The following is a 22,312-nucleotide window of genomic DNA, read 5'->3' on the forward strand; positions in this document are numbered from 1 at the left end:
GTCTCTGGGGCGGGGGGGGGGTGCGCGGCGACGGGGCTGGGTGGGGGCGGGCCCGGTCGACTCGCGCGCCACGAAGCGCGCGGGCGCCATGGCCTCGCGCGGTTGCGCGGGCGGTTCGCCGCGCATGCGCTTGAGCAGCATGTCCACGCCGGCATCGGCCGCGATCTCGTGGTCGATGGCGATGCTGGTGATCGAGGGCCGGTGATGGCGCGCGAAGTCCGGGTCGCCCAGGCTCACGATGGACAGGTCGCGCGGCACCTGCAGGCCCAGCGCTTCGGCCGCGTTGAGCGCATCGGCCAGCACGCTGGTGCCGGGGGTGATCAGCGCCGTCGGCCGGTCGGCCGGGCGCAGCAGCCGCAGCACTTCGTCATAGGCCGGGCTGGTCGATGAGCCCAGCCGCACCACCCGCTCCGGGCGGAACGCCAGACCGGCGGCCTCGAGGCCGGCCCTGAAACCTTCGAGGCGCCGACGCATGGGCCGGTTGGGCACATCGGCGATGAGCAGGGCCACGTCGCGGTGCCGCAGCGCGGCCAGGTGCTGCACGGCGTCGTGCAGGCCGCGCAGGTGGTCGAACAGCACGCGGTCGTGCGCCACGTCCATGTCGCGGTCGAGGACGACCACGGGCAGGCCCAGCTTGTCCATCGTCTCGAGCAGGGCCGGATCGCGCTCGTGGCCCGGCGCGATGATGGCGCCGTCCATGCGGCGGCTCTGGAACATCGACAGAATCTCGCGTTCGCGCTGCAGGTCGTTCAGGCTGTTGGCCAGCAGCACCATGTAGCCGGCCTTGTGCAGCTTGGTCTCGAAGGTCTGGTAGAGCCGCGCATAAAGCGGATTGGCCACGTCGGTGAACATGCAGCCCACCGTGCGCGAACTGCGCGAGCGCAAGGCCTGCGCCGTCTGGTCGGGTGAATAGTCCAGCTCGCGCATGGCGCGCTCCACCCGCGCACGCACTTCGTCGCCGACATTGCCGGCCTTGTTGATGACCCGCGACACGCTGCCCAGCGACACGCCCGCGAACGCCGCCACGTCCTTGATGCTGGCGCGTTTGGCGTGGTGTTTCATGAGCAGGTGAGGGGCGCTGGAGCGGGCGGATTCTAGGGGCCGGCTCTGGGGTCGACGGCCGCTGCCATCAGCGCGCTTGGCTGTCGCCGGCCAGGGCCAGTTCGGTCAGCTCGAACAGCAACGGCACCAGCTTGCGCTCGATCTTCGACGCGCTCATCTGCGACGACGAGCCCGCGCAATTGAAGCTGAGGATGCCGTGCGCCGGCAGGTGCACCGCGCGCGCCACGCCCACCACGTCGGCCACCCATGAGGCCTGGCACCAGCCATGCATCTGGTGGCGCTGTACGCCCGCTTCGATCTGCGCGCGCAGGGCGGCGCGGTCACCCGTGTGGCGCGCGACCAGGTGGGCGATGTGCATCGCCCGTGCCTGCGCCGGCATGCAGGCCAGCGCGGCCGTGCCGAGGGCGGTGTAGGTCATGGGAATGCGCACGCCCGGCGCAATGTGCATCAGCGTCTCGCGCCGCGCACGGCGGAAGGTGTCGACGTAGACCATGTCATCGCCGTCGGGGGCGGCCAGGCTCACGCTCACGTTGTGGCGGTCGGCGGCCTCTTCCATGCGGGCCAGCACCTGCTGACGCACCGGTGCCATCGCCTGGAAGGTCGCAAAGCCCAGGCTGATGCAGGCCGCCGTGGGCGCGTAGCCGCCCGCGCCAGGCAACTGCCGCAGCAGGCCTGCCTCGACCAGCGCCCCGGTCATGCGGCTGACCGTCGACGGCGCCAGGCCGCTCAGCTCCGCCAGGGCGCCGTTGGTCAGGACGGGAAAGCCGGGCCGGAAGGCCTTGAGCAATGCCAGGCCGCGGCGCAGGGTCTGGTTGGTAGCGGTGGCGGTGTCGGTGCGGTCGACAGGCTTGCGAGGTCGCAAAGGGCAGTTCCCGGGTGTGGGGTGCTTAAGGGAGTTTTCCATTCTATGGAAATGACTGGCGTGAGCCCGGTTGAGAAAGAAGGGGCTGCCGCCCATGATCGACAGCGGGCGGCAACAACAACGGAGACATCGTCATGCCCCAGCATTCCTTCAATCGCCGCAGGTGGCTTGCACTGCTTGGCGGTGCTGGCCTCGCGGCCACCCAGGCGACGGGCGCCCTCGCGGCGACGGAGCCCTTCCCATCGCGTCCGCTCAAGCTCGTGGTGCCCTTTCCGCCGGGCAGCGGCACGGACATCGCGGCGCGGCACTTCGCGCGGCTGCTCGGGGAGATGTCGGGCCAGCCCGCCATCGTCGAGAACAAGCCCGGCGGCAATGGCTTCATTGCCGTGCAGATGGTGCTGAATGCGCCGGCCGATGGGCACACGGTGCTGCTCGGCAGCAACTCGACCCTGGCGACCAATGCGGCGGCCTTCCGCAAGTTGCCCTACGACCCGCTGGTCGATCTTGCGCCGATCTCGTTGCTGGTGGGCGCGCCCGTGATGCTGGTGGTGCCGCCGACCTCGCGCTACCGCAGCGTGGCCGATCTGGTGGCCGATGCCAGGCAGCGGCCCGGTGCGCTCAACTATGGCTCGGGCTCGATCTCGTACACGCTGTATGCGGAGTGGATGGACCAGCTTGCCGGCATCAAGGCCACGCCCATCAACTACAAGGGCTCGGGCGATGCCGGTGCCGCTGTCATGGCAGGCAACGTGGACTTCGCCATCGTCGACGCGAGCAGCACGGTCGAGCTGGTCAAGTCGGGCCGCCTGCGTGGGCTGATGCTCGCGGCGCCCCAGCGCTCGCCCTTGATGCCCGACGTGCCCAGCGCGCCCGAGGCCGGCCTGGCTGCCTTCGATGCCTTCACGTGGGTGGGCGCGGCCGTGGCCGCCAGGACGCCACCCGAGGCGACGCGGCGGCTCGCCGAACTGTTCGCCCAGGCCGGGCGCAGCGACGAGACCCGCAAGTTCTACGAAGGCCAGCTGGTGACCATGCGGCTTTCCTCGCCCGAGGACATGCGCCGCTACCAGGTCGAGGAGATCGCGCGCTGGAAGTCGCTGGTCAAGCTCACCGGCTTGGAACTGCAATAGGCCGCCCGTCATGCACCGATCCCCTGAATGCCATCACGGCGGCCCACCGCGCCGCAAGGAGTCGAAGCGACATGAATGACGAGCTGTACCGCGGCGTCTACACCCTGCCCAAGATCGAGCGCGTGGTCTTTGGCCAGCCGGCGGCCGAGGTGATCGCGGCAGAGGCCGAGCGACTGGGCGCCAAGCGCGTCTTCGTGCTGACCGCCGCGCTGCTGGCCGAACAGACGGAAGTGCCCGCGCGCCTGGCCGCCGCATTGGGCGCGCGCCATGCGTCCACTTGGAGCGGCATCGCCGCCCATACGCCGCGCGACCACGTCATTGCTGCGGTGGAGGCTGCCCGGCGCGCCGAAGCCGACCTGCTGGTGGCCCTGGGTGGTGGCTCCGTCATCGATGCGGCCAAGGTGGTGGCGACCTGCCTGGCCAACGACGTCGGCACGGTGGACGACATGGACGCCCTGCGCAAGTTGCCCTCGCAGTCGATGACCGCGGCAGGCGCTGGGGTGCGCGCGCCGCAGTTGCCGCTGCTGGCGGTGCCCACCACACTCGCCGGCGCAGAGTTCACGGCCTATGCCGGCGTCACGCATCCGCGGACGCGCCTGAAGGAGGTGTTCACCCATCCGCAGCAAGTGCCGCGCGTCGTCGTGCTCGATCCGTCGGTGACGCTGCCCACGCCCCAGGCGCTGTGGCTGTCGACCGGCGTGCGGGCGCTCGACCATGCGGTGGAGGACATCTGCTCCATCGACGCGCAGCCCTATTCGCAGGGGACGGCGCTGCAGGCCATCCGCCTGCTGACCCGCGCGTTGCCGGCCACCCATCGCGACGCGGGCAACCTGCGCGCGCGGCTCGATGCGCAGGTGGCGGGCTGGCTCTCCACCGTGGGCTCTCAAGCAGGCGTCAACAAGGGCGCGAGCCATGGCATCGGCCACGCCCTGGGCGGCACGGGTGGCGTGCCGCACGGGCTCACGTCCTGCATCCTCATGCCGCATGTGATGCGCTTCAACGAGCCGGTGGTGCGCGAGCAGCACGCGATGATCAGCGAAGCCATGGGCCAGCCCCGCGTGCCCGCGTGGCAGGCGGTGGCGGGGCTGATCGAGGGGCTGGGGCTGCCGCGCACGCTGCGCGAGGTGGGCCTGGACGACGACGAAGGCATCGAAGCGGTCGCCCAGGCGGCGATGCACGACCCGTGGATCCGCACCAATCCCCGGCCGATCGAGGGCGTGGAGACGGTGCGGATGCTGCTGGAGGCGGCGCGGGCCTGAGCGCCCGTGCGGCAGCAGGCGGCCGACGCCGCCCCGCCCTCCGCACTCGTCATCCGCCGCGTGCACGCGGCATGGCGGCGGGGCGAGCCGTCACCGCCACGACCAGTCCGACCATGACGGTGACCAGTCCCACCGCTTCTGTCCCAGTCGGCACATGCCCGAGCACGGGCCAGGCCATCAGCGCGGCCAGTCCGGGTGCCAATGCAGGAAAGATGGCGGCGCCCGCTGGGCCGAGCAGCGAGACCGTCCTGGCGTAGGTGAACAGGGTGCCGGCACCCGCGATGAGACCCTGCACCACGACTTCGGTCCAGAACACCGGCGGCGCGACCGCCATCAGCCGCTCGACACCGACCTGCCAGAAGTAGGCCGGTACATAGGTCGCCAGCGCGGAGATCGACACCACCGCGGTCGCCAACAGCGGGTCGAGCCGGTGCTTGCGCAGCAGGATGCCGAATGCCGCCCACAGGCTGCCCGCGGCCACGAACATGACGTCGCCAAGGGCGCCGCGCGCGCTGAAGCTGGCGCCATCCAGGCCGGACACCAGCACCAGCCCCAGCAGCACGACGGCGATGCCCGCCACCTTGCGGCGGCCGAGCGCCTCGCCCAGCACCAGGGCGCTCAGCGCCATGCCCATCACGCTCATGGCCGTGAAGGGAAAGACGGCGGCGTGGCTGACGGGGGCGAACTGCAGCGCGCCAAACATCAGCAGCCCGAAGGGCGTCCCGGCCAGCAGCGCGATGGCTACCCATACCCGCCAGCGCGCGGTGAACTGTGCGGCATCACGCCGCCAGGCCAGGATCAGCACGGGCAGCATCAGCAGCCCGGCCACGCCGAAGCGAAGCACGGTGAGGTCGGGCGACTGCAGGCCGTGGCCGATGCCCCAGCGCGCGAACACGGTGTAGAGCGCGCCGATGCTGGCGGCCAGCAGACCCACGGCCACGCCGGCCACCAGGCGGATCGGCGAGGCGGAGGCAGGCGGCATCGAAACGACAGGGCTCATGGCAGTCATGGGACGGTCCTGACGAGGTGCGGCGGTGCGCTGTCGGCTCAGTCCGCGAGGGCCGGTGCGGCCGGAAAGTCCACCGGCACTTGCGTCGTGGCATGCAGGTAGTTGGTGACCGTCTTGTCGCCGATCGTCACGATGACGTCGACCAGGTTCTCTTGCGTCCAGCCGGCATCGAAGAAATGCTGAAGGCTGGCGGGGTCCGCATGGCCGCGCTCGGTGGCGATGCCCTTCACCAGCCGGGCCAGCGCATCGAGCTTGGGGTCGAAGTCCGCACGGCCGCTGCGGATCTGCAGGATCTGCCCGGGCGTGAAGCCCACCATGCCCCCGATGACGGTGTGTGCCGCCAGGCAGTACTCGCAGCGGTTGACCTGGCTGACGACCAGGTTGACCACTTCGCGCGCCTTGCCGGTGATGCTGCTGCGGGCATTCTGCAAAGCCAGGTAGGTCCCCAGCGCGTGCTCCGACAGCGCCAGCGTGGCATAGAGATTGGGCACGCGGCCCAGGCCTTTGGTCAGGGTGTCGAAGAGGGCCTGATTGGCCGGGGAGACCTGCTCGCGGGTGGGAACGATGAAGGGGGTCATGGTGCGTACTCGGTGGAGGGATGAGGCATCGCGTGGAGCGACGGACGAACTGTGATTGCTGCTGTCCTTTCTCGCTAGACCATCTGGAGAACTAAGATCCAGTCCCAACAGGAATGAATTGGGAATCGCCTTGGACCGTCTTGCCGCCATGCAGACCTTCATCCGCGTCGTCGAGACCGGCAGCTTCTCGGCGGTGGCCCGCGAGCTGCAGGCCACGCAGAGCGCCATCAGCAAGCAGGTGGCTGCCCTTGAGCGCAGCCTGGGCGCGCGACTGCTGAGCCGCACCACCCGCTCCCTGGCGCTGACCGAAGAGGGCGAGCGCTACTTCGAGCAGGTGCGGCGTCTGGTGGCCGAGATCGCCGAGGCCGAGGGCAGCCTGCGGCAGGGAGCGCAGCAGCTCAGCGGCGGGTTGCGCGTTGCGGCCTCGGTGGGCTTCGGCCGGCTGAAGCTGTTGCCGCTGGTCCGCACCTTCCTCGCAGCCCACCCCGCCGTGAAGATCGACCTGCGGCTGAACGACGGCTTCATCGATCTGGTGGAGCAGGGCATCGACGTGGCGGTGCGCATCGGCGAACTGGCCGACAGCAGCCTCGTGGCCCGGCGCATCGGCACCAGCCGGCGGGCGCTGGTGGCCAGCCGGGCGTACCTGCAGTCATTGCCCAAGGCGCTTCGGCGGCCCAAGGTGCCGGAAGACCTGCTGCAGCTGAACTGCATCGTCTACACCGAACTGGCCACGCAGAACGCCTGGACCTTTCAGGCCGGGCCCGGCGCCCCGGTGCCGGCCGGCACGACCGCGACGATCCGCGCCCAGGGCAGTCTTCAGACCAACAGCAGCGAGGTCATCCGGGCGGCGGTGCTGTCAGGCATGGGCGTCGGCTTCTCACCGACCTGGCTGTTCGAGGAGGAAATGGCGCGCGGCGAGCTGCAGGTGCTGCTGCCCGACTGGCCCGTGCCCGAGATCCCGGTGCATCTGGTCAGCCCGAGCCAGCGGCGCCAGTCGGCCAAGGTCAAGGCCTTTGCGGAGCATCTGGTGGCGAGCGGCGTGTGAGTGACCGCGGCTTGACCCGGTACATCGACGTGTCGCTGCGATGCAGCAAGGAAGCGGCGGTGTCCCCGCTCATCGCCTCGGCCAGGCCGATGCTCACCGAAACGCGCAGCCCCGCGGCGATCGACTCCCAGTCGAAGGACGTGATGGCGGCGCGGACGCGCTCGCACACCTGCGCCGCACTGCCCGCCGTGGCGTTGGCGAACACGATGACGAACTCGTCGCCCGCCCAGCGCGCCGGCAGGTCGCGCTCGCGCAGCTGCGACGACATGATGCCGGCCACCGTCTTCAGGACACGGTCACCCACCTCGTGGGTAAAGCGGTCGTTGATCGACTTGAACTGGTCGATGTCGAGCAGCGCCACGGCCAGCGGCTGCCCGGCGGATGCGTGCAGGCGCAGCGCCTCATCCAGGACCTGCTCCAGATGTCGCCGATTGGCGATGCCCGTCAGTGCATCCTCCAGCGACCAGCGCTCGAACTGCCTGGACGCCACCAGCGCCTGCTGCAGGTGACGCTCGCTCTGCCTCGCACCAAGGCGCCAGGACACCAGCGCCTCCCGGTGGCTCAGGCTGTCCGCGACGACCCGCTGTTCGCGTTGCCGAAGGATTCGGTTCTCGCGCAACGCGTCTGCATGGCGACCCTGCAGTTCGAACACCTGGATCAGCAGCAGATGGGCACGGCACGCCAACTGTTCGTGCTCGACGCTCAGGGCGAGATCGCGCATCCTTTCCAGTTCGAGCTGCGTGGCTGCCCAGTCCTGCCGTGCCCAGGCCATCTCGGCGGCGCACCAGCGCACGAAGGCATCGAGCCAGGTGACCGTCGTGCCCAGCGCACGCCGGGCGGCCTCGAACTCGGTCTGGGCCAGACCCGCGTCGCCTTGCCATGTGGCCAGCAGTGCGCACGAGGCCGGAGAAATCACGGCGCGGAAGGCCTGCAGCCCCGGCAGCAGCTCAAAGCCAATGCCGGCGCGTTCCAGCTCCCGGCACTCCGCCACCAGGCTTGCCAGACGCGCCAGGCTGCGCATCGTGCCGGTGTGGAAGCGTTCATCGATCAGGCGAGACGCCTCGACCCACACCTGATTGATGCGCGGCTGAAAGACGCTGACCGCTGGCTCGCAGCGCCGCGCCGTGTCGACGGCAAGCTCCAGTGCCGCATCGCCCCGCGCGTGGTCGCCGCCCCAGGAGTAGGCCAGCCCCAGGCAATTCAACGCGAGCACGGCGGGCGGCTGCGGCTGCTTGGTCTTGCACAGCTGCACGCTCAGCAAGGCGGCCTCGACCGCCTCGTCGTTGCGACCGAGCAGCATGCAGACATGCGCGAGCGTGGTCAGCGCATTGGCCTCGCCCTGCGCGTCGCCCAGCTGTTCGAAGAGCTGCGCCGCCCTGCGGCTGGTGCCGCTCGCGCGGCGCAGGCGCGAATGGATGCGGTCGCAATGCGCGAGACAGGCCAGCGCGCGGGCTTCGAGCCGGAGGTTGTCGCCATTGGCCGCGGACAGCGCGGCGGCGGCCAGGTCGTAGGCCTCGTGCACTTGGCCTTGCTCGAGGGCGGCGTACGCCGCCGCCAGGTCGCCGTCCGGCGTGTCGTCGGAGTCGCCGAGGATGGTGTGGCGGGTCACGGTGCGCGGCCTCGTTGAAGTGGGCCGCTGGCCAAGCTAGTCCTCCCCATCACGACTAATTCGACGAAGTGACACCTGCATCGCTTCGGCATCAGGCATAGTTAAGGGCTCCAGAACGTCGGTCGGCCCCGACCGACCGGGAAGGTCAAAGTCAAGGTCCTCAGGTTCAGTTTGACCTTTAATAGAGAAGCATTTGGTAAGAGGTTAACCGTAATGTACGAACACACCATCATCTGCTTGGCGAATTCACGTAAGCCGCCGCAAGGTCGATGCATCGCCGGTAAAGTCTGGACTGCCGGTGTAGTCGGGCCATGGGTCCGGCCGGTCAGCGAGCGTGCCACGCATGAGGTGTCCGAGGCGGACCGCCGCTACCCCGATGGGCACCTGGCCACGGTGCCGCACATCATCACTATCCCACTAGTGAAGGCAAGCCCGATCAGCTTTCAGCTGGAGAACCATGTGCTGGAAGGCCGCGAGTATTGGCAGAAGGTGGGTGTAGCTTCGTGGGCCAACGTCCTGTCCTGCCTTGATGGGCATGACCCGCTATTCTGGTCGCACTCGCAGAGTACTTACCATGGCCAGAACGACAAGGTAGCGGAGGCGGATGTTGGCCGCTTTACCAGTTCACTGAAGTTGATCCATGTCCGCGACCTTGAACTGCGCGTCCAGCTTGAGGACGGATATCAAGGCAGGCCTGGAAAGAAGAAAGTTCGCGGACGCTTTATCTACAACGCTCAGCAGTATCTTCTCTCGGTGAGTGATGCTGAATTTGAAGATGAATTTTTGCGACGCGGCGAGGGAACATACCCGATTGGCGCAGCAGTGCTCTGCATAAGCATGGTTGAGGTGTTCCACCAGTTCAGCTTCCGCGTCATCGCGTCCGTGATAACTCAGGAACGATGTGAGGCAGCGCATGCTTGAAGTATTCACGGTCGGCCACTCTACTCAGCCCATTGAGCGGTTCATCGCGCTGCTCAAGCGACATGACGTTTCCGCCATTGCTGACGTAAGGTCTGCACCCTACAGCAGGCATAATCCGCAGTTCAATCGAGAAAAACTGAGGGAGTCCTTGAAGCAGCAGTCGATTAGCTACGTCTTCCTTGGCAAGGAATTGGGTGCGCGCAGTGAAGATGAATGCTGCTACGTCCACAACAAGGTGAGCTATCAGTGCCTCGCCGATACTGATCTATTCAAGTCCGGCATAAAAAGAGTGCTCCGAGGGGCTCGTTCCTATCGCGTGGCTCTGATGTGCGCAGAAAAGGATCCGCTCGACTGCCACCGGACGATCTTGGTCGCACGCAAGCTCGTCAAAGACGGTGTGACGGTCAGCCACATTCTTCAGACGGGTGCGCTGGAGCCGCATGATGCTGCGATGAACCGGCTTGTGAATCAATTGGGCATCGTCGAAGACGACATGTTCCGTCCACGCGAGGAAGCCTTGGATCTCGCTTATGACAAGCAAGCGCAGTTGATTGCCTACGACAGAGGCGCAACACCGCAGCGCCGACCGCTCATGGCCGAGAACAGAGACGAGGCGCGATGAAGATTTACACCATTGGATTCACTAAGACATCCGCTCAGCGCTTCTTCACGCGGCTCAAAGATTCGGGAGCTTGCCGGCTGTTAGACGTGCGCCTCAACAACATTTCGCAGCTCGCGGGATTTGCAAAGCGTGATGATCTGAAGTACTTCACCGGCGCCCTGTGCGGCATGGGCTACGAACACGTGCCGGCGCTGGCGCCGACGCAAGACATGCTCGATGAATACAAGAAGAACAGCGGTGACTGGGATGCCTATGCCAAGAAGTTCTTGGACCTCATGAGTCAGCGACATATTGAAACGCTCGACCGCGAGATGCTGGACGGTGGCTGTCTGCTTTGCAGTGAAGACAAGCCGCATCACTGCCATCGCCGTTTGGTTGCCGAGTATTTGCGAGAGAAGTGGTCAGGCGTCGAGATAGTTCACTTGTAGACCCAGGACATCTCCCTCAGGGGGCCAATAAGGATATGGAGTAACCACTGAACATCGCGCCTGCTCGAATGGGACGACTCATAAAGAGCGGCATGTATTTGCTGTCGCTCTGGCTTCTCTTCGTTCTAATTTTCATCAACAAGGTGTCGATTGACATCTGCCTTGCCTGCAAGTTCGCCGATGGGCCGCAGCTATGGGAGATCGCCAAAGCGAACTCGCTTCCACTCGCCTGCATCGGCATGTTGCTGATCTCAGGATGCTTCTATATTGCCTTCGCTCGGTTGATCCGAGGGGCAAAGGACGGCCCGTACAAGGTGACCGAGATCGAGGACAAAAATACCGAGCATCTTGTCTTTCTTGCGACCTACGTGATCCCGCTAGTTGGATTCGGACTTGAAAGCGTTCGCCAAATCATTAATCTCAGCATCACGCTGGTACTGCTCGGCGCAATCTACATCCGGACCAATCTCTTCTACGCGAACCCTACGCTTTCACTGCTCGGCTTCAAAATCTTTGTGGTGAAGTTGGAAGGCCAAGGCGCTCCACTGCCGCAGCCCTGCGTACTGATATCACGAGAGGAAATCGAGCTCAGCGACTCGATCAATGTGATGCAGTTGGACAAAAGAATCTTCTTTGTAAGGAAGGCACTGGTGATCGCGCCATGAAAACGATTGAAGAAATACGTGCGGCCTGGGAGGGACTGCTGGCTCCTGGGATCAACTTCACGCTCTACCTCGGCCTGGGTGACTCCGATCACCGACAATATTTGCGCGCCGACTTTGACGACGCTGCCACAGCAGCTGTGTGTCAGAGCTACATCGCCAGCGTCCGCCGCTACCTGCAGGAAGAGCTCACGACCGTACCGCTGTCTGCGCTGGATGATCGGGCAAACGTACTGGTCTGCTACGACTTGGCCGACGCGCCTGCTGAGTTCGCAGCGTTGCGCCAGCTGACACAGGCGCCAGCGCCAGCAACGTTCATGTTCGCGGATCACGAGCTGTCGGAGATCAAGACGATGGCTATCAAGGTCTCATCCGCGACGAGCAGTGTTGTCTTCTTCAAGCCCTTCTACCCAGTGTCTTTGGTCAAGCGCGACCAAATTCTTCTGGTCAAGGGAGCCGCGTCTCGCTTCGAACTCGTTGACAAGGACATTCTCAAGCTCACCGGGGGGTTCGAGGTCATGATGATGGATGATGAGTTCTACATCAACGGTTTTTCCAAGTTCGAGAAGGCTTTTGCGTTTGACGAGATCGCGACGCGCGCCATGAATGCGGTAACTCAATCCATTGTCGCGCTTAATCTCGTCGATGACGCGAAGGGTCATCTGGCAGCATGTGCTGCACCGCGTAAAGACATCATTCGAGCCGGCCGCAGCCCTGTGCTCGCTATGCAGACTGCTGTGATACTGGCGTTCGTCACCGCAAAACAGCAACAGATAGGCCTCAAGGTTGACGCAGGCAGAGTCGTTCTCAATTCGAAAGAGAGTGTCCGGCGACTCTATAGGCTCCTGAATGACGACTATCTCACTTCAGAGTTGACCCACCTCGATTACGAGACGCTGGCGAAGAATCAACTCTAACCACGCCGAACAATACGATTCTTGCGAGCGTGCAAGGTGCGCTTCTACCGAATTATGGAGCCGCACTGACTCACGCCTGCGCGAACGGCGCAGTCCCCAAGAGATGCCCCGGACGCTGAAACCGCTCGGGCGCCGGTGCACTGAATTTTACAGTCGGCTTTTCCACCCAGCGGTCCTTCAGCGGCGAAGCAGCGCGTGGCTGCTCACAGTCTGAAGCCGCCTTTCAACCACCACAATCAAGGTTCCCGGACAGTCCATCACGCTGTGCCAAGCGCCTACTTCTCGCTCCAACTGACCTTCGCCGCGCACTACGCGATCGCGGCAGGTGTGCCCTTCGACGTCGCGGTCGCCCGCTGCACCAACCTCCGCCGCCGCCTGCATCTCTGGGGCCCAAGCGGTGCCGAACAATGGGCCATCTTCCTGGCTGAACTGCGCAAGGTCAGTCCTGACCAAGCGGCCCTCTTGTCGACCACGCTCAAGTTCCACGAAGCACGCCCGCCGCTCGCTCCTGCGCCAACCTTCGGATGCTTCTCCTACGACAGCCCCACTGCCGCAGGCGTGCTGCGTGTCCACTTCATGCCGCCGGAAGGTCTAGCCGCCAGTCCGCTCGCAGCCGTGGCGGTTGACGCGCTCCGCCATGAACTGCGCGCGATGTTCCAACACGTCCGCAGCGCCCATCTTGAAGCACGGTCGGTCATGGGCGTCTCCTGGCTCTACAACCTCCAGGCCTATACGCGCTTGTTCCCACAGGTCTTCGTCGAATCGATCCAGCCCGTCAGCGGTCCGCTGCACCTGAACGGCAGCTCCACCTGGGGCCAGGTGCTCGACTGGCGCCAGCAGGTGAAGCCAGCCGTGCGTGAAGAGCTGCTGCGCCGGCTGGTCGGCATGGACACGACCGCGCCCTGGCGTGTGTTTCCCTTGCAGCCCCAGATGGCGACGTGCGACGTGCATGCGTTTCATGACCTCTTCACCTGAAGGGCGAGCGTGACCGGCTCCGTCTCCGCAGCCCCCTCCGCGCTGTTAAGCTGGCACGCCGTGTCCGCCCTGCGCATCGCCTCCATCATCATTCGCTCCATTCCGGGGTGGGTGGGTTAGCGCGCGGCCCAGGTCGCCATCCGCAACCCGCCCGGTGAGGCGGGTTTTTTCTTTCTGTCTCCCGGGCCCCCGTCACAGGAGATCGAAATGAATCCGCCGCAAGTCCCGTCCCCTTCTGCGCCCTTGTCTTCCGTCGCCACGCTGCACCTGGTCTGCGGCAAGATCGGCTCGGGCAAGTCGACGCTGACGCAGCGCCTGGCCTCCGCCCCCGCCACGGTGCGCATCAGCGAGGACGACTGGCTGTCGCTGCTCTACCCCAACGAGATCCACGCGCTCGCCGACTATGTGCGCTGCGCGGGCCGCCTGCGCGCCGCCATGAGCGGTCACATCGAATCGCTGCTGCGCAGCGGCGTGTCGGTGGTGCTCGACTTTCCCGCCAACACGGTTGCCACGCGGGCCTGGGCGCGCGGCTTGTATGAGCGGGCGGGCGCCGCCCATGCGCTGCACCTGTTGGACGTGCCCGACGAGGTCTGCAAGGCCCGTCTTCGCGCCCGCAACGCGGCTGGGGACCACCCCTTTGAAACGACCAACGCCGAGTTCGACCAGATCTCTCGCCATTTCGTGGCACCGACGGCGGACGAAGGCTTCAACGTCATCCGCCACGGCTGAGCGCCGCGGCGCGTCCGGGTGCTCTTCCATGCGGAGCCGAGCGACCCGCGCGCCCGAGGGGTTCAGGCCGCCCGCGCGCCCAGCACTTCCGGATTGACGATATTGCGCGGCTCCCCCTGCGCAAAGGCCACGATGTTGTCGAAGGCTGTGCCGAAGTAGTGCTCGTAGTTGTCACGCTCCACGTACCCGATGTGCGGGGTGCACAGCGCATTGGGCAGGTCGAGCAGCGGATGGCCGCCTTGCAGCGGCTCCAGGTCCTGGTCGAAGACGTCCACCGCGGCGAAGCCCGGCCGGCCGGCGCGCAGGGCTTCGACCAGGGCGCCGTCCTCGATCAGCTCGGAGCGGCTGGTGTTGACCAGCACGGCGCCGGGCTTCATGCGGGCCAGGTCGGCGCGGGTGACGAGGCCCTGCGTCTGCGGCACCAGGCGCACATGCAGGCAGACCGCATCGCTCTCGGCAAAGAAGGCCTCGCGCGAAGGCGCCACGTCGAAGCCATCGGTACGCGCCGCAGCGGTGGAGGCTTCTCGGCCCCACACCCATACCTGCATGCCGAAGGCGCGGCCGTAGCGGGCCACCTGGCTGCCGATGCGGCCATAGCTCCAGATGCCCAGCCGCTGGCCGAAGAGCTGCTGGCCGAGGTGGCCCTGCCACTGGCCGGCGCGCAGCCGGTTGGCTTCGTCCACCAGATGCCGCCGGCTGGCCAGGAGCAAGGCCCAGGTCAACTCGGCCGTCGCCGCACCGGAGCCGCGGCCATCGGCCACGGCCACGCCGTGCGCGGTGCAGGCGGCCAGGTCCACATGGCCGGCCACCTTGCCGGTCTGGCTGATCAGCTTCAGCCGCGGTAGCCGCGCCAGCAGCTCGGGGCCGACGCGGGTGCGCTCGCGCGTGAGCACCACGGCGTCGAAGTCCTGCAGGCGCTCGGCCAAGGCGGCCGGGTCGTGCAGGGTGTCGTGGAAGACGGTCACCTCATGGCCTGCCAGCTTGCCGAAGCAGGCCAGCCCGCGCACGCATTCCTGGTAGTCGTCGGGAATCGCGATGCGCATGGGGGCCTTCAATCGAGCTTGATGCCGAGTTCGGCAATGGTCTTGCGCCATTGCACCAGGTCCTTGCGGATGATCTCTCCGTATTCCGTCGGCGGCATGCCCCCGGGTTCGATGCCCTGTGCGCGGAACATGGCCCGCAGCTCGGTGTCAGAAAGTGCGGCCTTGACCTCGCGGTACAGGGCATCGACCACCGGCGCGGGGGTGCCCGACTTCACCAGGAGCCCGTACCAGCCATGCACGTCGAAGCCCGGGTAGCCCTGCTCCGCGACGGTGGGCACCTGCGGCAGGCCCTCGAAGCGCTGGGCCGGTGCCACGGCCAGTGCGCGCAGCTTGCCGGCCTGGATCTGCCCCAGGGCCGAGCTCATGTCCAGGAACATGAACTGCACGCGGCCGCCCAGCAGATCCTGCACAGCCGGGCCGGCGCCCCGGTAGGGCACATGCGTGGCCTGGATGCCCGCGCGCTGCGCGAACAGCGCACCGGCCAGATGGGCCGAGGTGCCGATGCCCGACGACGCGTAAGACAGGCTCCCTGGGTTGGCCTTGCCCATCTTCACCAGCCCCTGCAGGTCGGTGGCCGCAAAGTCCGGCTTGACGACCAGGGCGTGGGGAATGAGGCCGACGATGGTGACGGGGCTGAAGTCCTTCAGGGTGTCGAAGGGGTAGTTGGGCATCAGCGCCGGGTTGGTCACGGCAAGGATCGAGGGCATGACCAGCGTGTAGCCGTCGGCGGGGTTGCGCCCGATCTCGCTCAGGCCGATCACACCGCCGCCGCCCGGCTTGTTGTCGACGATGAAGGGCTGGCCGGTGGACTGGCCCATCGCCTTGGCGATGGCCCGGGCCATCAGGTCCGTTGGGCCGCCCGCTGCGAAGGGCACGACGATGCGGACCGGCTTGTTCGGAAAGGGGGCCTGGGCCCAGGCGCTGGGCCATACCGCGCCGAGGGCGGCGGCCTGAAGAATCGAGCGGCGGCGAAGCCGAGGCGAGGTGGAAGTGGGGGTCATCGAAAGTCTCCGGGCCGAACCGGTTGCATGACCGGCTCGTGCATCGAAGACAGCTTAGGCAATGCCCTGCCAAGCGCAAAGACTGCCATTCCACCTGGTGGAACAGCGCCGGCGGCGGACTGCCACCGGCACCTTCACCATCAAGCGGCGAGCAGCACTTCGCGCTCGGCTGCGGTGCGTCTACCGATGAAGCCGCCGATGCCCGACACGATCAGCCCGAGCAGCAGCACGACCACACCCGCCCAGGCGGCATGGCTCACGCCCTTGGCCGCCGCGTCGCTGGCCTCGCGGGCCTTCTGTTCGGCCTGGGCCTTGAGCTCGTTGTACTTCGCCACGGCTTGGTTGTAGCTCTGCTCGTAGTTGGCAGCGATCTGTTCGGCTTCGGAGCGGCTCTTGCCGGTGCGGGCCATGATGATGTTCACCAGCGCGTCGCGATCGGCAGCGTCCAGCGCGGGCTGGGCCTTCTGGCGCAGACGGTCGAAGAAGGCCGACAGGTCATTGCCTGCGCCCTGGGGCGTGGTGGCGGCATCGCCGGCGGTGGCCTTGCCGTCCTGCACGGCATCGCCAGCCTTGGACTTCAGAACATCCGGGTTCAGTTCCGACTTGCCGGTCTGGCGCAGCAGCAGCTCCAGTTGATTGCGCAGATCGTCGAAGTTCAGGTCGATGCCGTTCTTCTGCAACTGGTCCTTCACACCCGCGGCAATGCTGGGTGCCACGGCAGCCACGCCTTGACCCGCGAGCGCAGCACCTGCACCGGCAGCCCGCGTCGCGGTGCCGATCACGCCACCGGCCAGCGACGACAGCGCGTACACGGTCACCAGCGTGGTGACCGCCCAGCACAGCACGCCGTGCAGAGCACCCTTGCCGGGCGCCGTGCGGCCGGCGAAGAAGGCGCCGACGGCCAGGGCGATCAGCGTCGAGAAGCCGACCCACAGACCGGCGCCCGTGCCGAAACCGGCCAAGGGGTTGCCGGGTGCCATGGGGTCCACCGCGCTGGCGCCGATGGCGGTGCCGAGCAGGGCGAGAAAGAGGTAGGTGGCCAGTGCCAGGAACAGGCCCGCGAATACGGCGCCCCAGGAGACGCGCGAGAGGCTGAGGCGCGCCGTTTCGGGCGCAACGATGTGGGGGGCTGTTGTCGTGATCATTCGAATCCTTCGATGCTCGGCAAGAAAGATCGGGGCGCCGGGTTCCTGTGGATCCTGGCGCCCCGAGGAGTGATGTCGGTCGTAAGAGCCGATGAAGCGAGGTGTGCGGTGCCCGTTACTTGCGCAGCTTGTCGGCGGCATCCTTGGCCGCTTCCTTGGCGTCGCCGTAGCTTTCCTGCGCCTTGCCGGCGGCCTTGTCGGCCATGCCTTCGGCCTGCAGCGACTTGTTGCCGGTGACCTTGCCCAGCGTTTCCTTGACGGCGCCCTTGGCCTGTTGCAGGTTGCCTTGCACGGAATCCTTGTTCATGAATGACCTCCTGGATGGGGTGATGAGAGCAATCCCGCCGCGGACATCGCGCCGGGAATCCGCCTTCAGCAGATGACCGGACTCTCTGGCGCAGGGCGGCCCGCCGCGGTCGGCGCGGGGGCCTCAAACGGTGTAGTGATTTGGTATCGCCCGTTGTAGGCGGCGCACCCCGGCAAGCTGACGGTCGGCCGACCGCCCCCCATCGGCAACACCCCGACCGCTCACCGCCCCCAGCGCAGCACCAGCGGATCGAGCCGTCGCGCGATGTCGATCAGCTCGCGGCGCGTGGCCGGATGCATGGGCGGCAGCGGATGCCGGGGCGCCTCGCAGGCGATCACGCCGCCTTCCTTCATCAGCGCCTTGGCGGCCAGCATGCCGGCCTGACGGTTCTCGTGGTTGATCAGCGGCAGCCAGCGCTGGTAGTGCGCGAAGGCGGCGTCCATGTCCCCGCGGCGATGCGCCTCCAGGATGGGGCGGATGCCGTCCGGAAAGCCGCCGCCCGTCATGGCGCCCGTGGCGCCGGCATGCAGGTCGGCCAGCAGCGTGATGGCCTCCTCGCCGTCCCAGGGGCCTTCGATGGCATCGCCGCCCAACTGGATCAACTCGCGCAGCTTGTTGGCGGCGCCGGCGGTCTCCATCTTGAAGTACGACACATGCGCGATCTCGCGCGCCATGCGGGCCAGGAAGGTGGGGCTCAGCACCGTGCCGCTGGCCGGCGCATCCTGGACCATGATGGGAATGTCGATGGCATCCGACACCTGCTGGTAGAAGGCGTGGATCTGCGCCTCGGGCACACGGAAGGTGGCGCCGTGGTAGGGCGGCATCACCATCACCATGGCGGCGCCCATGTCCTGCGCGCGGCGGCTGCGCTCGGCACAGATGCGCGTGGCGTAGTGCGAGGTGGTGACGATCACCGGCACGCGGCCGGCCACATGCTCCAGCGCGGTGCGGGTGAGCACCTCGCGCTCCTGGTCCGACAGCGAGAACTGCTCCGAGAAGTTGGCCAGGATGGCCAGGCCATCCACGCCGGCGTCGATCATGAAGTCGAGCGCGCGCTTCTGGCTCGGCAGGTCCAGCTCGCCGCTCTCGGTGAAGGTGGTGGGCACCACCGGGAAGATGCCGCGGTACGGGGTGGCGGGATGGGCCATGGGCGGGTCGCGTGTGGGCTGGTTTGAAGGGGAGGACTCAGTGCGAATGGCGCGGCACCGCAGCGCCGCGGCAGCCCACCAGGAAGTCGAGGTCGCAGCCCTCGTCGGCCTGCAGCACGTGTTCCACGTAGAGCTTGCGGTAGCCGCCGCCGGGGGGCGTCAGGCTCTTCTGCACGTCGGCCATGCGGCTCGCGTATTCCTCGTCGGGGATGTCCAGGTGCAGGCGGCCGGCGTCGCTGTCCAGCTCGATCCAGTCGCCGTCGCGCACCATGGCCAGCGGGCCGCCGGCCGCCGCCTCGGGCGCGACGTGCAGCACCACGGTGCCGTAGGCGGTGCCGCTCATGCGGGCGTCCGAGATGCGCACCATGTCCTTGATGCCCTGGCGCAGGAGCTTGGGCGGCAGGCCCATGTTGCCCACCTCGGCCATGCCGGGGTAGCCGCGCGGGCCGCAGTTCTTGAGCACCAGCACCGAGTCGGCATCGACGTCCAGGTCTTCGTCGACGATGCGCTCCTTGTAGTGCTCCAGGTTCTCGAACACCACGGCGCGGCCCCGGTGCTTGAGCAGGGTCGGTGTGGCGGCCGAGGGCTTGAGCACCGCGCCGCGCGGCGACAGGTTGCCGCGCAGGATGCGGATGCTGCCGTCACTGATCAGCGGCTTGTCCAGCGGGCGGATGACCTCGGGGTCGTGGATGGGCGCCTCGCGCACGTTGTCCCACAGGCTGTGGCCGTTCACCGTCAGGGCCTCGGGATGCGGCAGCAGTCCGGCCTCGCCCATGCGGCGCAGCACGCCGGGCAGGCCGCCGGCGTAATAGAACTCCTCCATCAGGAAGCGGCCCGAAGGCATCAGGTCCACCAGCGTGGGCATGCCCTGGCCGACCCGTGTCCAGTCCTCCAGCTCCAGGTCCACGCCGATGCGTCCGGCGATGGCCTTGAGGTGGATCACCGCATTGGTCGAGCCGCCGATGGCCGCGTTGGTGCGGATGGCGTTCTCGAAGGCCTGGCGGGTGAGGATCCTGGAGAGCTTGAGGTCGTCCCTGGCCATCTGCACGATGCGCTGGCCCGACAGGTGCGCCAGCACGTAGCGCCGCGCGTCCACCGCCGGAATGGCCGCGTTGTGCGGCAGCGTGACGCCCAGCGACTCGGCCATGCAGGCCATGGTCGAGGCGGTGCCCATGGTGTTGCAGGTGCCCGCCGAGCGAGACATGCCGCCTTCGGCCGAGAGGAACTTGTGCAGGTCGATCTCGCCCGCCTTGAGCGACTCGTGCAGCTGCCACACCGAGGTGCCGGAGCCGATGTTCTTGCCGTCGAGCTTGCCGTTGAGCATGGGCCCGCCCGAGACCACGATGGCCGGTACGTCGCAGCTGGCCGCGCCCATCAGCAGCGCGGGCGTGGTCTTGTCGCAGCCGGCCAGCAGGACCACCGCGTCGATGGGGTTGCCGCGGATGGCCTCTTCCACGTCCATGGCCGCCAGGTTGCGGGTGAGCATGGCGGTGGGGCGCAGGTTGGACTCGCCGTTGGAGAACACCGGGAACTCCACCGGAAAGCCGCCCGCCTCGTACACACCGCGCCGCACATGCTCGGCGATCTTGCGGAAGTGCGCGTTGCAGGGCGTCAGCTCCGACCAGGTGTTGCAGATGCCGATCACCGGCCGGCCGTCGAACTCATGGTCGGGGAAGCCCTGGTTCTTCATCCAGCTGCGGTACATGAAGCCGTTCTTGTCGTTGTGGCCGAACCACTCGGTGGAGCGCAGCTTCTTCTTGGGGGTTGAGTCGGACATGATGGCTTTCAGGAGGACGGAGACGACGTTCGAAGAGGAGGGGGTTCAACGGCGGCCGGCACGCAGCGACACCACGCGCTGCAGCAGGCAGAAGGCGAAGAGCAGCAGGCCGACGACGATGCGCGTCCACCATGAACTCAGGGTGCCGTCGAAGGCGATGAGGGTCTGGATCACGCCCAGCATCAGCACGCCGAACAGCGTGCCGGCCACATAGCCGACGCCGCCGCTGAGCAGCGTGCCGCCGATCACCACGGCGGCGATGGCGTCCAGCTCCAGCCCCACGGCATGCAGGCCGTAGCCCGAGAGCATGTAGAAGGTGAAGAGCACGCCGGCCAGGGCCGAGCACAGGCCCGACAGGGCGTACACGCCCACCAGCGTTCGGCGCACCGGCAGCCCCATGAGGTGGGCCGAATGCTCGTTGCCGCCGATGGCGTACACCGTGCGGCCGAAGGGCGTGCAGTGGGCCACGTACATCGCCGCCAGCAGCACCGCCACCCCGATCACGGCGCCCAGCGACAGCGAGGTCTCCGCGAAGAAGGGCACGCGCAACTGCGCAAGCTCGGTGTAGGCCTCGCTGGTGATGCTGATCGAGTCGATGCTGATCAGGTAGCACAACCCGCGCGCCAGGAACATGCCGGCCAGCGTGACGATGAAGGGCTGGAGCCGGAATCGCTCGATCAACAGGCCCATGAAGCCGCCGAAGGCCGTGCCCATCACCAGCACCACGGCGATGGCGGGTGCGGGGCTCCAGCCGTGCTGCTCCACCAGCGTGGCCAGCACCATGGTCGAGAAGGCGATGACCGAGCCGACCGACAGGTCGATGCCGCCGGTGAGGATGACGAAGGTCATGCCCACCGCCACCACCAGCAGGAAGCTGTTGTCGATCAGCAGATTCAAGAAGACCTGCAGCGAAAAGAAGCCGTCGTAGCGCAGCGAGCCGGCCAGCACCACCGCCGCGAAGAGCGAGATGGTGGCGGCCAGGGGCAGGTACTTGGGGTCGAGCCGGTGGCGCGGGCGTGCGGGCGCCATGGGGCTCGCCTTGTCGGCGGCGCGGGCGGTGGGCAGCACGGCGCTCATCGCAGCTGCTCCCGCGGCGCCGGCCGCACGGCCAGGGTGCGCAGCATGGCGCGGAACTCGGCGGACTGCAGCAGCATCACGACGAACACCACGGCTGCCTTGACCACCAGGTTGATCTCGGGCGGCACGCCCAGCGAGTAGATGGCATAGGTCAGCGTCTGGATGATCAGCGCGCCGATGGCACTGCCCACCAGGCTGAAGCGCCCGCCGGTGAGCAGCGTGCCGCCCAGCGTCACGGCCAGGATGGCGTCCAGCTCCATCAGCTGACCGGCGTTGTTGCCGTCCGCGCTCTTGACGTTGGAGCTGATCAGCAGCCCCGCGATGCCCGCGCACAGCCCGCACACCGCATAGCAGCCGACGATGAGGCGCCGCGCCTTCACGCCCGCCACCCGCGCCGCCGTCGGGTTGATGCCCACCGCCTGGATGAACAGCCCCAGCGCCGTGCGGGTGCAGGCCAGGCCCAGCAGCGCCAGCACCGCGGCCGCCACGTAGACAGAGAAGGGCAGGCCGAAGAGGTAGCCGCCGCCGATGAAGAAGAAGGGCTTGTAGTAGATGGTCAGGATCTGCCCGTCGGTGATCAGCTGTGCCAGGCCACGGCCGGCCACCATCAGGATCAGCGTCGCGATGATCGGCTGCATGCCGATGGCGCCCACCAGCAGGCCGTTCCACAGCCCACAGAGCAAGGCGACGCCCAGGGCACCGGCCACCGCCAGCGGCAAGCCGAAGCGCGCGCTCTGGCCGTCGACCGCGCCGCCGATCAGCCAGGCAGCCACGGCCGCGCAGATGGCCACTACCGCGCCCACCGAGCTGTCGATGCCCCGCGTGGCGATCACCAGTGTCATGCCCAGCGACACCACCACCAGCGGCGCCGCGCGGTTGAGGATGTCGACCAGGCTGCCGTAGAGGTGACCGTCGCGCCATTCGAGGTGCAGGAAGCCCGGGTTGAAGCCGGCGTTCACCGCCAGCAGCAACGCCAGCGTGAGCAGCGGCCAGGCGAGCCGGTGCTGCA

General features: G+C 67.2%; 23 protein-coding genes. 10 read left to right on the top strand and 13 right to left on the bottom strand.

The genetic code is table 11. The annotated features are described in order from the left end of the window. Together QZ772_RS05060 and QZ772_RS05065 are read right to left on the bottom strand one after the other, a co-directional pair. On the bottom strand, nt 1-1,062 hold a 1,062-nt coding region (locus QZ772_RS05060), incomplete at its 3' end, for a LacI family DNA-binding transcriptional regulator (RefSeq protein ID WP_295523660.1). 67 nt (nt 1,063-1,129) lie between these two features. Beyond that, nucleotides 1,130-1,924, bottom strand: coding sequence for a helix-turn-helix domain-containing protein (locus QZ772_RS05065; RefSeq protein ID WP_295523663.1), 795 nt, complete (start codon nt 1,922-1,924; stop codon nt 1,130-1,132). Nucleotides 1,925-2,058: 134 nt separating this feature from the next. Here QZ772_RS05065 and QZ772_RS05070 point away from each other — a divergent pair, with 134 nt between their 5' ends. Both QZ772_RS05070 and QZ772_RS05075 read left to right on the top strand, forming a co-directional pair. Next, nucleotides 2,059-3,051, top strand: a complete 993-nt coding sequence (locus tag QZ772_RS05070; RefSeq protein WP_295523665.1) for a tripartite tricarboxylate transporter substrate binding protein — start codon at nt 2,059-2,061, stop codon at nt 3,049-3,051. A 71-nt stretch (nt 3,052-3,122) separates the two neighbouring features. Continuing rightward, nucleotides 3,123-4,310 carry an iron-containing alcohol dehydrogenase gene (locus QZ772_RS05075; protein WP_295523668.1) on the top strand — a complete coding sequence of 396 codons (1,188 nt, stop codon included), beginning with the start codon at nt 3,123-3,125 and terminating at the stop codon, nt 4,308-4,310. A gap of 49 nt (nt 4,311-4,359) precedes the next feature. Here the strand turns inward: QZ772_RS05075 and QZ772_RS05080 are convergent, their stop codons facing one another. Together QZ772_RS05080 and QZ772_RS05085 are read right to left on the bottom strand one after the other, a co-directional pair. Next, the gene (locus tag QZ772_RS05080) at nt 4,360-5,319 is read right to left on the bottom strand and encodes a DMT family transporter (RefSeq protein WP_295523670.1); all 960 of its coding nucleotides are present in this window, start codon (nt 5,317-5,319) and stop codon (nt 4,360-4,362) included. Nucleotides 5,320-5,357: 38 nt separating this feature from the next. Then, complete coding sequence (locus QZ772_RS05085; protein WP_295523672.1) at nt 5,358-5,897, bottom strand: carboxymuconolactone decarboxylase family protein; 540 nt, start codon at nt 5,895-5,897, stop codon at nt 5,358-5,360. Nucleotides 5,898-6,045: 148 nt separating this feature from the next. On the opposite strand from QZ772_RS05085, the gene QZ772_RS05090 reads away from it, so the two are divergent. Then, nucleotides 6,046-6,942, top strand: coding sequence for a LysR family transcriptional regulator (locus tag QZ772_RS05090; protein WP_295523674.1), 897 nt, complete (start codon nt 6,046-6,048; stop codon nt 6,940-6,942). Here QZ772_RS05090 and QZ772_RS05095 read toward each other — a convergent pair. Continuing rightward, a complete protein-coding gene (locus QZ772_RS05095) occupies nt 6,902-8,551 on the bottom strand; it encodes a diguanylate cyclase (RefSeq protein WP_295523677.1) in 1,650 nt (549 codons plus the stop codon). The two genes, QZ772_RS05090 and QZ772_RS05095, sit on opposite strands and share 41 nt — an antisense overlap. Before the next feature lie 213 nt (nt 8,552-8,764). Between QZ772_RS05095 and QZ772_RS05100 the strand changes: the two genes are divergently transcribed. From QZ772_RS05100 to QZ772_RS05130, 7 genes are all read left to right on the top strand, one after another. Continuing rightward, the gene (locus QZ772_RS05100; RefSeq protein WP_295523679.1) at nt 8,765-9,472 is read left to right on the top strand and encodes a hypothetical protein; all 708 of its coding nucleotides are present in this window, start codon (nt 8,765-8,767) and stop codon (nt 9,470-9,472) included. Continuing rightward, on the top strand, nt 9,465-10,094 hold the full coding sequence (locus QZ772_RS05105; RefSeq protein WP_295523681.1) for a DUF488 family protein: 630 nt from the start codon (nt 9,465-9,467) through the stop codon (nt 10,092-10,094). Before QZ772_RS05100 ends, QZ772_RS05105 begins: the two co-directional genes overlap by 8 nt. Then, nucleotides 10,091-10,522: a DUF488 family protein gene (locus QZ772_RS05110; RefSeq protein ID WP_295523683.1), complete on the top strand. Its 432-nt coding sequence runs from the start codon at nt 10,091-10,093 to the stop codon at nt 10,520-10,522. Before QZ772_RS05105 ends, QZ772_RS05110 begins: the two co-directional genes overlap by 4 nt. Before the next feature lie 92 nt (nt 10,523-10,614). Then, on the top strand, nt 10,615-11,187 hold the full coding sequence (kwaA, locus tag QZ772_RS05115; protein WP_295523685.1) for an anti-phage protein KwaA: 573 nt from the start codon (nt 10,615-10,617) through the stop codon (nt 11,185-11,187). Further along, entirely contained in the window at nt 11,184-12,101 is a 918-nt protein-coding gene (gene kwaB / locus QZ772_RS05120) for an anti-phage protein KwaB (protein WP_295523688.1), read from the top strand. Before kwaA ends, kwaB begins: the two co-directional genes overlap by 4 nt. A 264-nt stretch (nt 12,102-12,365) precedes the next feature. Further along, nucleotides 12,366-13,076, top strand: coding sequence for a hypothetical protein (locus QZ772_RS05125; RefSeq protein WP_295523690.1), 711 nt, complete (start codon nt 12,366-12,368; stop codon nt 13,074-13,076). A 207-nt stretch (nt 13,077-13,283) separates the two neighbouring features. Continuing rightward, nucleotides 13,284-13,805: an ATP-binding protein gene (locus tag QZ772_RS05130; RefSeq protein ID WP_295523692.1), complete on the top strand. Its 522-nt coding sequence runs from the start codon at nt 13,284-13,286 to the stop codon at nt 13,803-13,805. Between the two features lie 62 nt (nt 13,806-13,867). Here the strand turns inward: QZ772_RS05130 and QZ772_RS05135 are convergent, their stop codons facing one another. From QZ772_RS05135 to QZ772_RS05170, 8 genes are all read right to left on the bottom strand, one after another. Continuing rightward, nucleotides 13,868-14,848, bottom strand: a complete 981-nt coding sequence (locus QZ772_RS05135; protein ID WP_295523719.1) for a D-2-hydroxyacid dehydrogenase family protein — start codon at nt 14,846-14,848, stop codon at nt 13,868-13,870. Nucleotides 14,849-14,856: 8 nt separating this feature from the next. Further along, nucleotides 14,857-15,849 carry a tripartite tricarboxylate transporter substrate binding protein gene (locus QZ772_RS05140; RefSeq protein ID WP_295523721.1) on the bottom strand — a complete coding sequence of 331 codons (993 nt, stop codon included), beginning with the start codon at nt 15,847-15,849 and terminating at the stop codon, nt 14,857-14,859. 140 nt (nt 15,850-15,989) lie between these two features. Further along, on the bottom strand, nt 15,990-16,994 hold the full coding sequence (locus QZ772_RS05145) for a hypothetical protein (RefSeq protein ID WP_295523723.1): 1,005 nt from the start codon (nt 16,992-16,994) through the stop codon (nt 15,990-15,992). A 115-nt stretch (nt 16,995-17,109) separates the two neighbouring features. After that, a complete protein-coding gene (locus tag QZ772_RS05150; RefSeq protein WP_295523725.1) occupies nt 17,110-17,301 on the bottom strand; it encodes a CsbD family protein in 192 nt (63 codons plus the stop codon). A gap of 221 nt (nt 17,302-17,522) precedes the next feature. Continuing rightward, nucleotides 17,523-18,449 (bottom strand): dihydrodipicolinate synthase family protein, encoded by a 927-nt coding sequence (locus QZ772_RS05155; protein WP_295523727.1) that lies wholly within the window; start codon nt 18,447-18,449, stop codon nt 17,523-17,525. Nucleotides 18,450-18,486: 37 nt separating this feature from the next. After that, a complete protein-coding gene (locus QZ772_RS05160; RefSeq protein ID WP_295523729.1) occupies nt 18,487-20,226 on the bottom strand; it encodes an IlvD/Edd family dehydratase in 1,740 nt (579 codons plus the stop codon). A gap of 45 nt (nt 20,227-20,271) precedes the next feature. After that, on the bottom strand, nt 20,272-21,303 hold the full coding sequence (yjfF, locus tag QZ772_RS05165; protein ID WP_295523731.1) for a galactofuranose ABC transporter, permease protein YjfF: 1,032 nt from the start codon (nt 21,301-21,303) through the stop codon (nt 20,272-20,274). Further along, a partial coding sequence (locus QZ772_RS05170; protein ID WP_295523733.1) for an ABC transporter permease occupies nt 21,300-22,312 on the bottom strand: 1,013 nt, incomplete at its 5' end. The genes yjfF and QZ772_RS05170, both read right to left, overlap by 4 nt.

Origin of the sequence: uncultured Pseudacidovorax sp. (assembly GCF_913773995.1) — a bacterium.
Taxonomy (GTDB): Bacteria; Pseudomonadota; Gammaproteobacteria; order Burkholderiales; family Burkholderiaceae_C; genus Xenophilus.